The following is a 14000-nucleotide window of genomic DNA, read 5'->3' as shown; positions in this document are numbered from 1 at the left end:
CGATCGCTATGGTCATCACCGGCGGCTGCGCTTACGCGCGACGCTGTGACCGACGACCGCCTCTATTCCGCCATCGGGCTCAGATTGGTGTCGGCGCTGCTGTTCTCGATCATGAACGTCGGCATCAAGCTGGCGGAGGCGCACGGCGCCGCGCTGGGTGAGATCCTGTTCTTCCGCCAGTTCGGCGCGACGCTGCTCGTTTCCGCGGTGGTCGCCAGCGGCCCCGGCTTCGCCAGCCTGAAGACCAAGCGGTTCGGCGCGCATGTCTCGCGCTGCGTCGTCGGGCTCAGCTCGATGGCATTCACCTTCACCGCGCTGATGATGCTCCCGCTGGCGGAGGCGACGACGATCGGCTTCTCGATGCCGATCTTCGCCACCATCCTGGGCGCACTGGTACTGGGCGAGGCGACCGGCTGGAGGCGATGGAGCGCGGTGCTCGCGGGATTCGTCGGCGTCGTCATTGTCACCGGCGCGGGCGGCAACGCGATCCCGCCGCTCGGCGCGCTGTCGGGTCTTGCCGCCGCCGTCCTCACCGCCACCGTCTCGATCCTGCTGCGCCAGATCGGCCGGACCGAGGCGGCGATGACGACCGTCTTCTGGTTCTCCTTCCTTTCGCTGATCCCGCTGGGCATCGTGCTGGCGTTCACCGTCGCCGCGCATCCGCCGGTCGTCTGGATATTGCTGCTCGGCATCGGCCTCGTCGGCGGCTGCGCGCAGCTCGCCATGACCGGCAGCCTGTCGCGCGGCGCCGTCTCGATCGTCGTGCCAATGGATTACAGCTCGCTCGTCTGGGCGACGGCCTTCGGCTGGCTGGTCTTCGGCACGCTGCCCGTCACCGCGACCTGGATCGGCGCCCCGATCATCATCGCCAGCGGCCTCTACATCGTCTGGCGCGAACACATCCGCCGCCGCGCGGAAACACGCCAGGCGATCGCACAGGGCGTCATCTAGCCGCCCAGCATCTCCAGCAGCGCTCGCGCCGCCGCCGTCTCCGCCACCTGCTTGTTCGCCCCCGTCGCGCTCGCCTCGTCGCGCCCGATCGACACCTTCACCGTGAAGCGCGGCGCGTGGCCCGGACCCGAGCGATCCACCACCTCATAGGTCGGCGCACGCCGCCGATGAGCCGCCGCCCATTCCTGCAGCGCCGACTTGGGATGCTGCGGCGCCGCCGCGTGACGCCGTATCCGGTCGCCCCACGCCTCGCGGACGAAGGCGCGTGCGGCATCGAGCCCCGCCTCCAGATACCAGGCGCCGATCAGCGCCTCCATCACGTCGCCCAGCACATTGTCGCTGTCATTGGCGCCGTCGTCGCGTGCCTGCTTACCCAGCATCAAATGATCGCGCACGCCCAGCGACCGCGCGACGTCGGCGCACACCGCGCCCGTCACCACCGAATTGAACCGCTTCGACAGTGCGCCTTCCGGCTCGCCCGGAAAGGTGTCGTACAGCCACTCGGCCATGATCAGCCCAAGCACGCGGTCGCCCAGGAATTCGAGCCGCTCGTAGTTCGCCGCCGCCTGGCTGCCATGGGTCAGCGCCCGCGCGAACGGGGCGAGGTGGCGCGGCGCCCGTCCGAACGTCGACGCCAGCCAGTCGTCGAGCGGCTCGCTCAGAACCCCTCTCCGATCCGCGATGGCCGCGCTGCGCTGAACCACGTCCACGGCTTCAGCCACTCCGCCGATCCGTCGGTTGAGAAGAACGTCACCGCCGCCTTGCCCTCGATCCGCTCCATCGGAATGAAGCCCATGCCCTCGGGCGGCGCGAAGCGGCTGTCGGCGCTGTCGTCGCGATTGTCGCCCATCAGGAACACCGTCCCCGCCGGCACCTTGTAGACGCCGGTATCGTCGGCAGCCGGAATCTCCGCCTGGTCGAGCACGAAATAGCTCTTCCCGTTGGGCAGCGTCTCGCGATAGCGCGGATAGCGGCAGATCGCCTTGCCGTTGACGCCGGTGCCCTGGAACTGCGCGTCGCACTTCCCCTCGTCGAAATTGTCCGACAGCGGCACGGTAAAGTCGGCGACGCGCTGCTTCGGTATCGCCTTGCTATTCAGGAACAGCTGGCCGCCACGCATCTGAACGCTGTCGCCCGGCAGGCCGATCACCCGCTTGATCACGTCATGGTCGTCCGGCCCCGGCGAGCGGAACACGACGACGTCGCCGCGCGCCGGATCGCGCCCGAACACCCGTCCGGGGATCAGCGGCACGCCCCACGGCAGCGACCAGCGCGAATAGCCGTAGTTCCATTTGGTCACGAACAGATAGTCGCCGATCAGCAGCCGCGGCAGCATCGACTCGCTGGGGATCGAGAAAGGCGCGAAGACGAAGCTGCGGACGATCAGCACGATCAGCGCCAGCTTCAGCAGGAAACGCACGGTCTCCGCGGTCTCCGATGTCGCGCCCTTCGCGCGCGGGGTGGTGGTCTTGGCCATGGACCGGCGGCGTCGCGCAACCCGGGCGCGGCGTCAAGCGGGAGCCTTGTGCGAGCTGACCCGTTCTGGCGCGTCGCGGCTTGCGGCGCTACAGGCGCGGCGACGGCTCATCGCACACGGAGACATCATATGGCGGACTGGTCTGAGATCGAGGCATTGCCGAGCCCCAAGCTGCTCGATTTGTTCGCCGAGGACGACGGGAGGCTCGACCGATTCAGCCTCGACGTCGCCGGCATCCATTTCGATTGGTCGAAGACTCACCTGACCGCCGATGCTGTCGCCGCGTTCGAGCGCCTGGCCAAGGCGAGCGATCTCGCCGGCAAGCGCGAGGCGATGTTCGGCGGCGAGCATGTCAACGTCACCGAGGACCGCCCGGTCGAGCACACCGCCGAGCGCGGCGAGGGTAACGCCGAGAGCGTCGCCCGCTCGCGCCGCTATCACGAGCGCACCCGCGCGCTGGTCGACGCGATCGAGGCGGAGGCGCTTGGCCCGATCGAATATGTCCTTCACGTCGGCATCGGTGGCTCGGCGCTGGGGCCTCACCTGCTCGTCGATGCGCTCGGACGCGAGGACAGCCGCTACGAGGTCGCGATCGTCTCGAACGTCGACGGCATGGCGCTGGAGGATGTCTTCAAGCGCTTCGACGCCAAGACCACGCTGTTGGTCGTCGCATCCAAGACGTTCACGACGACCGAGACGATGCTCAACGCCGAATCGGTGATCCAATGGATGACCGAGAACGGCGTCGAGGATCCCTATGGCCGCGTCGTCGCGCTGACCGCCTCGCCCGAAAAGGCGAACGAATGGGGCGTCGACGACACCCGCGTCCTGCCCTTTTCCGAAGGCGTCGGCGGCCGTTACTCGCTGTGGTCGTCGATCGGCTTCCCCGCCGCGCTCGCGCTCGGCTGGGCGGCGTTCGAGGAGCTACTCGAGGGTGCGGCCGAGATGGACCGCCACTTCCGCCTGACCGCGCTGCACGAAAATGCTCCCGCGCTCGCCGCCTTCGCCGATCTCTACTACACCCAGGTCCGCCACGCCGAAACGCGCGCGCCCTTCGCCTATGACGAACGCCTCCGCCTGTTGCCGAGCTATCTCCAGCAGCTCGAGATGGAATCGAACGGCAAGGGCGTCACCGTCGACGGCAAGCCGGTCGGCCGCCCCACCGCCGCGATCACCTGGGGCGGCGTCGGCACCGATGCGCAGCATGCGGTGTTCCAGCTGCTCCATCAGGGCACCCACCTCGTCCCCGTCGAGTTCCTGGCGGTCATCGAGCCAGGCGACACGCTGCCCGAAGAGCACCACCGCCAGCTGCTGCTCAACGCCTTCGCACAGGGTGCGGCGCTGATGAAGGGCAAGCAGGTCGACGACCCCGCGCGCAGCTATGCGGGCGACCGGCCTTCGTCGACGATCCTTCTCGACACGCTCGAACCGCGCACGCTCGGCGCGCTGATCGCCTTCTACGAGCATCGCGTGTTCGTGAACGGCGTCCTGCTGGGCATCAACTCGTTCGACCAGTTCGGCGTCGAGCTGGGCAAGGAAATGGCGAAGGCAGCGGCCAAGGGCGGCGGCGAGTTCGACCCCTCGACCACCGATCTCATCAAGCGGGCGGGGCTGGACTGACGCTTGGGCCGACGCGATCGACCTCCCGTTACTCCCGCCACGGCGGAATGACGGGAGGAGTTCAGCCCACCGCCGCCAACAACGCGTCGCGGTGGGCGATCAGCGCGTCGAAGTTGCCTTCGGGTGCGCGGCGGCTAGCCATCGCGCGGTCCAGTCGGGCCCGCGCCGCATCGCCGATCTCGCCAAGCCGGTCGGCGATTTCGACCATCTCGTCCATCCGTGCCCAGCAATCGAGCACCAGGTCGCAGCCGGCGTCGATCGCGGCCACCGCCTTCTCGCCGGCGGTGCCCGACAGCGCCTTCATGTCGATGTCGTCGGTCATCAGCACCCCGTCGAAGCCGATGCGCCGGCGGATCACCTGATCGATCACGATCGGCGACAGCGTCGCGGGCTGCTCGGCATCCCACGCCTCGAAGACGATGTGCGACGTCATTCCCATCGGTGCATGCGCCAGTGCGCGGAACGGCTCAATATCCGCCTCCAGCGCCGCATCGTCGGCCGTGACCGTCGGCAGCAGATGGTGCGAGTCGACGATCGCGCGGCCGTGGCCGGGCATGTGCTTGACCACGCCGACCACGCCACCCGCCGCCAGCCCCTCCAGCATCGCACGGCCGAGCGCCGCCACCTGCATCGGCTCGCTACCATAGGCGCGGCAGGCGATCGCCGGGGTGGTGTCGGGCTGAGCGACGTCGATGATCGGCGCGCAGTCGACGGTGATCCCCGCCTCCGCCAGCATCAGTGCCAGCGCCTGGCCGTTGGCGCGCATCGCCTGGATGGCCGTCATCGGCGCCCTGGCATAGGCTGCGGCGAAGACCGGCCCCGCCGGAAAGGCCGGCCACACCGGCGGCTTCATCCGCGACACCGGGCCGCCCTCCTGATCGATCAGGATCGGCAGGTCGTCGCCTCGCCCGGTCAGCTCACGCAGCTCGTCGGTCAGCGCGCGCAGCTGCTCGCGGCTTTCGACGTTGCGGCCGAACAGGATGAACCCGGCCGGCTCGCATTCGGCAAAGAAGGCGCGCTCGTCGTCGGTTAGGGTCAGGCCGGACAGGCCGAAGATCACAGGCTTCATGCGCGCTCGTGTAATTCAGCGCGACGACAGCGTCACCCCGCGACGAAGCACGCCTCGCCCGCCACGCGCAGCCGGCCGCACAGCTCGGCCGCCTCGTCGGCACTGCCCGCATCGACCCGCAGCCGGTACAGCGTCTTGCCGCCGGTCGACACCGACTGCACCGACTTGGTCAGCGGCGCCAGATAGCCGAAGCGCTTCGAAAAGCCCGACCATGCTGCATTGGCCAGCGCCTCGCTGGGATAGGCGCCGAGCTGAACCTGCGTGCCGCGTGCGCCGCCGCTCCGGTTGGCATCGCTGCGCACCGACACCGGTGCCGCCGCGACCAGCTTGCCGCCCGAGGTCGGAACCTGTGCGACCGCGTTGCGGGCGCCGCTGTCGGTCGGGGTCGGCCTCGGAACCACTCGCGTGCCCTCGACGGGCTTTTCGGGCACCGCGTTGAGGTCGATCGCGCCCTGGCCGCTCTGGCCTGCGCTGGTGGCGATGGCGGCGTTGCCCTCGCCCTCGACCTTCATCCCGCCCGGCTCCTGCGGCTTGACCTTGTAGGGCCCTTCGGGCGCCGGGATCAGCTGGCCGGTCGCCGCCGGGCGCTGCTGAACCTTGTAATAAGCGAAGACGATCGCGGCGATCACCGCCAGGCCGAGCAGCACCATGCCGATCGCGCGGCCGATCGGCACGCCCTCGCGCGTGTCCGATTCGACGGTCTCCAGCCAGGGGAGCCGATCCTCCTCACGAAAGCCGCTGGGCATCCTAGTTCATCTCCGACACCGCCTCGACTCCCATGATGCGGAGGCCGTTGCGAATGATTTGCCCGATCCGGGCGGCAAGGAAAAGCCGGGCGCGCGTGGCGGCCGCATCCTCGACCACCAGGAAGCGGCGGTCGGGGCGGTCGTTGCCGACGTTCCACTGGGCATGAAACGCAGCTGCCAAGTCATAGAGATAGAACGCAATTCGATGCGGCTCGCGCGCCGACGCCGCGGTCTCGACGACGCGCGGGAACTGCGCGGCGAGCTTCACCAAAGCCAGCTCGTCCGTCCCGAGAAGGGACAGGTCGGCCTCGCCCCCCTCGATCCCCGCTTCAGCAGCTCGGCGATGCACCGACGCGATGCGGGCGTGCGCATATTGGACGTAGAAGACCGGATTGTCCTTCGACGCCTCGACCACCTTGGCGAAGTCGAAGTCCATCTGCGCGTCGCTGCGCCGCGTCAGCATGGTGAAGCGGACGACGTCCTTGCCGACCTCGCGCACCACATCGGCGAGCGTCACGAAATTGCCCGCGCGCTTCGACATCTTCACCGGCTCGCCGCCGCGCAGCAGGCGAACCATCTGTACGAGCTTCACGTCGAAGCGCGTCTTGCCGTCGGTCAGCGCCGCGACCGCCGCGACGATGCGCTTGACGGTGCCGGCGTGGTCGGCGCCCCAGATGTCGATCAGCTGGTCGGCAGTCTGCGCCTTCTGGAAGTGATAGGCGAGGTCGGCGCCGAAATAGGTCCATTGCCCGTTCGACTTCTTGATCGGCCGATCCTGATCATCGCCGAATTTCGTCGAACGGAACAGCGGCAGCTCGACCGGCTCCCAATCCTCGGGCGTTTCGCCCTTGGGCGCTTCCAGCACGCCGTCATAGACCAGGTCATGCTCGCGTAGCCACTTCTCCGCCGCCTCGGGCTTGCCCGCCGCCTGCAGTTCGGCTTCCGACGAGAACAGGTCGTGATGGATGCCGAGCAGCGCCAGATCCTCGCGGATCATCACCAGCATTGCCGCGACCGCGCGGCTGCGGAACGTCGCCAGCCACTCGGCCTCGGGCGCCTCGACGAAGCGATCGCCATATTCCGCCGCCAGCGCGCGCCCGACCGGCACCAGATAGTCGCCCGGATACAGCCCCTCGGGGATCGCGCCGATATCCTCGCCCAACGCCTCGCGATAACGCAGGTGCGCCGAGCGGGCGAGCACGTCGACCTGACCGCCGGCATCGTTGACGTAATATTCGCGGATGACCTCGTGTCCGGCGAACTCCAGCAGGCTGGCGAGCGCATCGCCGACCACCGCACCGCGGCAATGGCCCATGTGCATCGGCCCGGTCGGATTGGCCGAGACATATTCGATGTTGACGGTCAGCCCGGCGCCGCTCGCCGAACGGCCATAGTCGTCGCCCGCCGCCTCGATCCGCGCCAGCTCGTCGCGCCAGGCGTCGTCCGCCAGCTTCAGGTTGATGAAGCCCGGCCCCGCGACCGACACGTCCTCGACCCCGCCAACCTTGCGCAGTTCGGCGGCCAGCGCCTCGGCCAGCTGGCGCGGATTGGCCTTGGCAGATTTCGCCAGCACCATCGCGGCATTGGTGGCGAGATCGCCGTGACTCGCATCGCGCGGCGGCTCCACGGTGACGTTGCGGCGATCGAGCCCCTCGGGCAACACGCCCGCGAGCGCGAGATCGTCGAGCGCAGCATCGAGATGCGCGGCGAAACGGGTATAGAGCGACATGATGCCCTGCGGCTTACGGGGCCGCGCGGCGGCGTGCAATGGGGTGGGCGTGTCGGTCGATCAATCCTCCCCGGAGGGGGAGGGGGACCGCGGCGAAGCCGTGGTGGAGGGGTAGGTCGCCATCGGCGTCAGCGCGCGCGGAAAGTACCCCTCCACCAGCCTGCGGCTGGTTCCCCTCCCCCTCCGGGGGAGGAATTCTCAAGCCACCAGGCCACCCAATGCCGCCGCCTTCTGCCCATTGGGGAACAGCACGGCCATCGCCTTGCCCGGATCGATCCCATAGGCCCCCGCCACCGCCCCGGCGATCAGTGCGTCGAGCTGCATCGTCGGGCGCAGATCGCGGTTTTCGTACAGCTGCGCCGCCGCCAGCCCCGGCCAGTCCGCCAGCACCCGGCCGCCCTTCACGCCGCCGCCCAGCAGCATCGCCGCGGTGCCGGTGCCGTGGTCGGTGCCGCCGGTGCCGTTGACCGCCACGGTCCGTCCGAACTCGGTCGCGACCAGCACGGTGGTGTCCGCCCATGCCGGCCCCAGCCCCGTCTTCAGCGCGCCGATCATCGCGTCTAGCCCCTTCAGGTTCGCCGCCAGCCGTGCGCGCTGGCCGGTATGGGTATCCCAGCCGCCCGTCTCGATCATCGCCATCCGCGCGCCATTGGCCGGCGCCAGCAGCCGCGCGGCAAGCTGCCCCGTTGCGGCGGCGTTCTGGCCGTTGTTGGCGGCGAGGTCGCCGGTCAGCGCCCTAGTCGACAGGGCCTCGCTCCACAGCCCGTGCAGCTGGCTGTCACCCTCGTACAGCATCGCCACCCGCTGCAGCATGTCGTCCGACGCCTCGGGCAGGGCGGACGGCGCATAGCTTGCCACCTCGCGAGGCCCCCGCAGCGCCATCGGCACCGTCGCCGACACCGCAATCGCCTTCGCCTCGCCCGACGGCACCAGCGCGAGCATGCGGTTCATCCAGCCGTCCTTGAGCTGGTACGCCCCCGCCCCGCCCGTCTCGAGGACGTTCTGGCCATCGAAGTGCGAGCGGTCGCGGTATGGCGACGCGACCGCATGCGCGAACAGCGCCTGCCTGGCCTGGAACATAGCGAGCGATTGAGCCATCGCCGGATGTAGCGCGAAGGTTGCATCGAGCCGCGGCGCGCTTGCGAAGTCGGCGGCGAGGTCGCCGCGCTGGCCGACGAACGCCGGGTCACCGACCGGCGCGACGATGCCGAGCCCGTCGGCCGCACCGCGCTGGATGATGAAGACAAAGCGGCGGTCGGTCTCCGCCTTGGCGAACGCCATCCGCGGCGCGACGCCCATCGCAAGGGCGGTCAGGCCGCCGCGCACGAGCAGGGTACGACGATCGATCACGGCATTCACCTCCGCATCATTTCGGGACTGACGAGCAACAGCGCGAGGCCCTGGGCCGGGCTCTCGGCGCGCGCCACCGCCTGCGCTGTCGCCGGGGTCAGCGCGGCGGGGAACAGCTGCGCGCCCAGCGCCCGCGCATCGACCTCGGGCGCACGCGCGGCGAAGCGCTCCGCCGCCTCGACGCGGCGCATGATCGCGTCGGGGCCGGCCCAGCTGCCGGTGATATCGTCCCAGCCCACCGGCTGCCCCGGCTTCCACGTCGGCTGACCGAGCTGGTTGAGCAACCCGACGATCGCGCCCGGTTGCACCTGCCTGGTGCCCATCGCGCGATAGGCGGCGACCGACCATTCCCAGGGGTTACGAAACTTCACCGGCGTGGTCGCCCAGGCTTCGGGCGACGCGACGATCGCGCGGTAGACGGTGGGCAGGTCGCCGTTCGATTGCAGATACGCCGCCTTCAGCCGGGCGACCATCGCCGGCGGCGGATTGTCGCCAGCGAAGTGGCGGGCGAGCTTCGTCGCCAGGTGCTGCGCGGTCGCGGCGCTGGCGGCGAGATCGGTCAGCACTGCCTGCGCCTGCGCCTCGCCGCCAGCGGGATAGCGCTTGCCGACGATCGTGCGGTCGCCCGGCTCGTGGACGGTCGCGACGAAGGTGAAGGACCCCGGCGCGCCATCCTGCCCGGCCAGCCGAGCACCCGGCCCGCGGCCGATCCCCGCGACGGTCCATCCGGTCATCGCCCGCGCGAACTCGGTCACGTCGGCCTGGGTATAGACGCTGCGGACGCCCAGCGTGTGCAGTTCCATGATCTCGCGCGCCAGATTCTCGTTGAGCCCGACGCGCTTCTGGCCGCGCGCCGCGGCCCGTTGGCCGACCTGGCTGTTTGGCCCGACCGACACCGCCTGATCGAGATAGATCAGCATCGCCGGATGCCGCTCGACCGCGTTCAGCATGTCGGCGAAGCGGCCGAGCACATGCGGGCGGATCGCCTCGAACTCCAGGCTGCCCGACAGCGCCACCATCTCCAGCTTGTCGGCGGAGACGGCGAAGTGGTTGGCCCAGAACTGTACCAGCCGCTCGACGAACGGCGTCTCGGTGACGAGCGACTGGTTCATCCGCGCCGCGACCGACGCGGCATAATCCTGACGCGCGTCGCGGTTCGCCATCTGGCGCGCCTGCTGGAAGGGATCGGCCAGCGGCGCAGGCATCGGCGCAGGAGCGGTTGCGGTCATCGTCGCATTTTCAGGCGCGCTCATCGGCGGCGGCACCGGCATCGCCATCGGCGGCGCCGCAACGCCCTGCGCCATCGCCGCGCGCAGCTGCTTGCGCGGACCATATTGGTCGCGCAGCGCCTTTTGCCGGTCGTAATAGTCGACCAGCGCCACCGCGACGGTCGCGCTGCTCGGCGCCGCGGCGATGGTGGGCGGTCGCGGGTCGTAGCGGTCGAACTGGCCTAGCAACCAACGCTTGCCGTCGCCCGGCGCCGCATCACCGGCACGGGCGCCGAGGCCAAAGCGGTTGAGGGCGATACTGGACTCACTCATGGCCGATCCTTCGCGAACCATGGCCGGTCTGCGCCCGCTTTGTCGCAGAAGTATGCCTGTGTTGACCGGGGTTTGTCGCGACCTTTCCCCCTCCCAGCAAGGGAGGGGAGCAGGTCAGGCCTAGAACCCCTCGGGCAAATCGATCGGCCCGACCAGCTCGCGATAACGCGCGATGGCATAGCGGTCGGTCATCCCGGCGATGAAGTCGCCGATATGCCGGCCGCGCGCTGGCTCGTCCTCTGGCACCGCCTCGCCCCATTCTCCTGCCATCGCGCGCGGATCGGCGCGATAGGCCGCGAACAGCCCGGTGACGATGCCATGCGCCGCGTCGGCCGCCGCCAGCTGGCGCGGATGGTGATAGAGGTTGGCGTACATGAAGCGCTTCAGGTCGCGCTCCTCCTCGCGCATCTGGTCGGAAAAGCCGACTAGCGCCGCGCCCGCCACGCGCACGTCGTCACAGCGCTCGATACCGCTTTCCGCGATCCGCCGCTCCGTTTCCGCGGTCAGATCGTTGACCATCGCGCCGATCTGGCTGCGCACCAGCTCGCCCGCCAGCCGCTCCGACGCAACATCGGAGAAGCGCGCGCACGCCGAATCCCAGCCACGCGCCACCAGCGGCACCGCCAGCAGCTGGTCGAGCGTCAGCAGCCCCGCACGCAGGCCGTCGTCGATGTCGTGGTTGTCATAGGCGATGTCGTCCGCGATCGCCGCCACCTGCGCCTCCAGGCTCGGCCAGCTCGTCAAATCGAGCGGAAATTCGTCATCCGCCGCCGCCAGCGCCCAGCCGGGATGGCGCACCGGCCCGTTGTGCTTGGCGAGCCCCTCCAGCGTCTCCCACGTCAGGTTCAGCCCGTCCCAGCGCGGATAGGGCCGCTCGATCCGGGTCAGCAGCCGCAGCGTATGGCCGTTGTGGTCGAAGCCGCCCGCCGGCATCAGCGCCGCCTTCAGCGCATCCTCGCCGGCATGGCCGAAGGGCGGGTGGCCGATGTCGTGCGCCAGGCACAGAGCCTCGGTCAGGTCCTCGTTCAGCCCCAGCGTCCGCGCCACCGTCCGCCCGATCTGCGCCACCTCGATGCTGTGGGTCAGGCGGACGCGGAAATGGTCGCCGTCGGGCGCCATGAACACCTGGGTCTTGTGACGCAGCCGGCGAAAGCTGATCGAGTGGATCACCCGGTCGCGGTCGCGCTGGAACGCGTCGCGGGGACCGCGTGCGGTGCCGGTCGTCTCGTCGTGCAGCCGCCCACGGCTGGTTGCCGGATCGGCCGCGTACGGCGCGCGTGACGTCACTTGGCGGGAAGCTTCGTCACCGCTTGCCCCGCGTCGCTGGTGAAGGCGAAGGCGCCGACGCCCTGCTTGCGCAGCTCCGCCACCGCCTTCTGCGCCTCGGCCTGCGTCTTGAACGGCCCGGTCAGCACGCGATTGGTGGCGCGCAGCTTCGCGGTGTAGCCCGGCTTGCCCGCCAGTGCCGACGCCTTGGCCTTGGCCGCGCTCCACGCCTTTGGCAGGTCGTCCTCGTTGGCGCCGCCCGCGACCTGTACCCAGATCCGCGACGGGTTGGATCGAGCCGCCTTCTTCTCCTCGGCAGCCTCCTTGGCGTCGGCGAGCTTCTTCGCCGTCGCGGCCTTCTTGTCGGCGAGCGCCTTCTTGTCCGCGACTGCCTTCGCCGCAGCGGCGCGCTTGTCTTCCTTCGCCGCGGCATCGGCGAGCGCCTTGTCCGCCGCCTGGTCACGCGCTTCCTTCGCGCGCGCGGCGGCGAGGACGTGCTCGGCCGCGGCGGTACGGACCTTGGCCGAGGCCGAGGGTGCCGGCGCGATCGCCCGATCGGGGGTCTTGGCGGGCTGCAGCTCGCTCGCCGGGATCGTCAGCCCGGCGATGATCCGCGCGAGCACCGTATCGCCGCTCTCACGCGGTGCGGCCACGATCGCGGGCGGCGGCGTCGCCGGCACCGCGGCGAGAACCGGAGCGGGCGTCGGTGTCGGTGTCTGCGTCGGCGCGGCGGTGCGCACCGGCGTTGCAGCGGCGAGCGAATAGGTCTGTCGCGGCAGCGGCTGCACCACCGGCGACGGTGTCGGAGCCGGGCGGACGCTCGCGACCTGGACGGGCGGGTTCGTTGCGGCGGTCGTCGGCACCGCGAGCGGCTGGCCGGTCTTCGCCGCAGCCAGAGCGGCACGGTTGGCATCGGCGGCGGCGCTCGATCCACTTCCGCGCCTCGACCGGCGCATCGACACCGTCGGCGGCAGCGGCTCGGGCGCCTGATAGACCGGCGCGACATAGGTCGGCGGCGGCGGCAGCGCCGGGGCCGCGCTGGCGAGCTGGACGGACTGGGTATCGGGCAGTGCGACGCGGCCCAGCTTTTCGCGCCGGTTACGGCGGTTGCGCCGCTCCTCGCGCTGGTCGACGGCGGCGGTCTGCACCGGCGCCTGAGTGACCGGCGCCGCGGCGACGAGGACCGGCGCGCTGGTGTCGGGGCCGAGCGCCGGCAACGGCGGCACCAGCCGCGCGTCGGCGATGCGCGACGGCGTCGCGACGATTTCGCCGAAATGGACGGCGAAGGCGCGATCGACCGGCGCCAGCTGCGGCAGCCGCAGGAAGAAGGGCTGAAGCCCCTCCGCGGTGCCCGGCGGCATCATCGTCGTCGCGATCCGGGTCGCGCCCTCGACGTCGCCGGCCATCGCCAGCACGAAGGCGCGCGTCCGCCACGCACCGCGATCGGTCTTGCGCAGCAGCGGATCGAGCTGCGCCAGCGCCTGCTCGCGCTGCCCCGATATCGCCAGCGACAGCGCGTAGCGGCGGATCGTCTCGTCGTCGCTCGTGCCCTGCAGTGCCAGGCGATAGTCGCGCTGCGCCCGCGCCTGTTCGCCGATCAGGTCATAGGCGAGCGCGCGATCGGCGGCGAAGCGGCGCTGGTCGAGCCCGAGCTGCGTCGCCTGCTGGAAATAGCGCAACGCCTCGCCGGGCCGTTCCGAACGCACGAGGATCGACCCCATGCCCGCCTTCACCCGGGCGTTGCGGGGATCGATCTTGTCGGCACGCGCGAACAGCGCCGCGGCGGCGCTGAGATCGTCGAGCTTGAGCGACAGCTCGCCCGCATTCAGCAACGCATTGAGATCGCGCGGATCGGCCGCGAGCGCGCGCATCTGTTCGGCCAGACGATCGGCATCGGTCGTGCCGGGCAGCGCCTGAACCATCGACGACTGGTTCTGGGCAGGGGCAGGCGACGTCGCCGCGGCGGCGAGCGCGGTGGCCAGCGACAGGAGGATATAGGGTTTCATGAGACGAGGTGCGTTACAGACCAGCGGCGATGAACCGGCAATGGCGGTGTCCGATCAGCGCGATAAAGCGAGACGTGGAGACGACGAGTGACCGAGCCTTCATGTCGTCACCCCGGCCTTGAGCCGGGGTCCCGCTACCACTGATGGCGCGATGAAGCGGGATCCCGGCGCAAGGCTGGGGTGACGTGGGATTGATGCTATCGCTAGCTGACTGCCCTCACCCTTCCCACTGCCTGCGGCAGCGG

The 14000-nt window shown here is 70.0% G+C and carries 11 protein-coding genes; 2 read left to right on the top strand and 9 right to left on the bottom strand.

Features of this window, described 5'->3' with window-relative positions; genetic code table 11:
- The first annotated feature begins 45 nt into the window (after positions 1–45).
- Entirely contained in the window at positions 46–951 is a 906-nt protein-coding gene (locus GGQ80_RS13040; RefSeq protein ID WP_183985508.1) for an EamA family transporter, read from the top strand.
- Here the strand turns inward: GGQ80_RS13040 and rnc are convergent.
- The gene (gene rnc, locus GGQ80_RS13035; protein ID WP_183985602.1) at positions 948–1613 is read right to left on the bottom strand and encodes a ribonuclease III; all 666 of its coding nucleotides are present in this window, start codon (positions 1611–1613) and stop codon (positions 948–950) included. The genes GGQ80_RS13040 and rnc overlap by 4 nt on opposite strands.
- Complete coding sequence (lepB, locus tag GGQ80_RS13030) at positions 1610–2428, bottom strand: signal peptidase I (protein WP_183985506.1); 819 nt, start codon at positions 2426–2428, stop codon at positions 1610–1612. The genes rnc and lepB overlap by 4 nt, the downstream gene beginning before the upstream one ends.
- 129 nt (positions 2429–2557) lie before the next feature.
- Here lepB and pgi point away from each other — a divergent pair, with 129 nt between their 5' ends.
- The gene (pgi, locus tag GGQ80_RS13025; protein ID WP_183985504.1) at positions 2558–4048 is read left to right on the top strand and encodes a glucose-6-phosphate isomerase; all 1491 of its coding nucleotides are present in this window, start codon (positions 2558–2560) and stop codon (positions 4046–4048) included.
- Between the two features lie 61 nt (positions 4049–4109).
- Here the strand turns inward: pgi and nagZ are convergent, their stop codons facing one another.
- The 7 genes from nagZ to GGQ80_RS12990 form a co-directional block, all read right to left on the bottom strand.
- Positions 4110–5117 carry a beta-N-acetylhexosaminidase gene (gene nagZ, locus GGQ80_RS13020; protein ID WP_183985502.1) on the bottom strand — a complete coding sequence of 336 codons (1008 nt, stop codon included), beginning with the start codon at positions 5115–5117 and terminating at the stop codon, positions 4110–4112.
- 32 nt (positions 5118–5149) lie between these two features.
- Entirely contained in the window at positions 5150–5863 is a 714-nt protein-coding gene (locus GGQ80_RS13015) for an SPOR domain-containing protein (RefSeq protein WP_183985500.1), read from the bottom strand.
- Between the two features lies 1 nt (position 5864).
- Complete coding sequence (argS, locus tag GGQ80_RS13010) at positions 5865–7592, bottom strand: arginine--tRNA ligase (protein ID WP_183985498.1); 1728 nt, start codon at positions 7590–7592, stop codon at positions 5865–5867.
- Between the two features lie 198 nt (positions 7593–7790).
- Positions 7791–8942, bottom strand: coding sequence for a DUF1501 domain-containing protein (locus tag GGQ80_RS13005; RefSeq protein WP_425506054.1), 1152 nt, complete (start codon positions 8940–8942; stop codon positions 7791–7793).
- Positions 8943–8947: 5 nt separating this feature from the next.
- The gene (locus tag GGQ80_RS13000) at positions 8948–10483 is read right to left on the bottom strand and encodes a DUF1800 domain-containing protein (RefSeq protein ID WP_183985496.1); all 1536 of its coding nucleotides are present in this window, start codon (positions 10481–10483) and stop codon (positions 8948–8950) included.
- 120 nt (positions 10484–10603) lie between these two features.
- Complete coding sequence (locus tag GGQ80_RS12995; protein WP_183985494.1) at positions 10604–11770, bottom strand: deoxyguanosinetriphosphate triphosphohydrolase; 1167 nt, start codon at positions 11768–11770, stop codon at positions 10604–10606.
- Complete coding sequence (locus tag GGQ80_RS12990) at positions 11767–13755, bottom strand: tetratricopeptide repeat protein (RefSeq protein ID WP_183985492.1); 1989 nt, start codon at positions 13753–13755, stop codon at positions 11767–11769. The genes GGQ80_RS12995 and GGQ80_RS12990 overlap by 4 nt, the downstream gene beginning before the upstream one ends.
- Positions 13756–14000: the final 245 nt, after the last annotated feature.

Origin of the sequence: Sphingomonas jinjuensis (genome assembly GCF_014197105.1) — a bacterium.
GTDB lineage: Bacteria > Pseudomonadota > Alphaproteobacteria > Sphingomonadales > Sphingomonadaceae > Sphingomonas > Sphingomonas jinjuensis.
Note: the sequence above shows the minus strand (reverse complement) of the source record. Positions and strands in the feature narration are given on the sequence as shown.

Excerpts from the sequence above, each read along its gene's own strand:
- pgi (WP_183985504.1), top strand. The coding sequence starts at position 2,558 with ATGGCGGACTGGTCTGAGATCGAGGCATTGCCGAGCCCCAAGCTGCTC.
- GGQ80_RS13000 (WP_183985496.1), bottom strand. The coding sequence starts at position 10,483 with ATGAGTGAGTCCAGTATCGCCCTCAACCGCTTTGGCCTCGGCGCCCGT.
- argS (WP_183985498.1), bottom strand. The coding sequence starts at position 7,592 with ATGTCGCTCTATACCCGTTTCGCCGCGCATCTCGATGCTGCGCTCGAC.
- GGQ80_RS13015 (WP_183985500.1), bottom strand. The coding sequence starts at position 5,863 with ATGCCCAGCGGCTTTCGTGAGGAGGATCGGCTCCCCTGGCTGGAGACC.
- nagZ (WP_183985502.1), bottom strand. The coding sequence starts at position 5,117 with ATGAAGCCTGTGATCTTCGGCCTGTCCGGCCTGACCCTAACCGACGAC.
- lepB (WP_183985506.1), bottom strand. The coding sequence starts at position 2,428 with ATGGCCAAGACCACCACCCCGCGCGCGAAGGGCGCGACATCGGAGACC.
- GGQ80_RS12990 (WP_183985492.1), bottom strand. The coding sequence starts at position 13,755 with ATGAAACCCTATATCCTCCTGTCGCTGGCCACCGCGCTCGCCGCCGCG.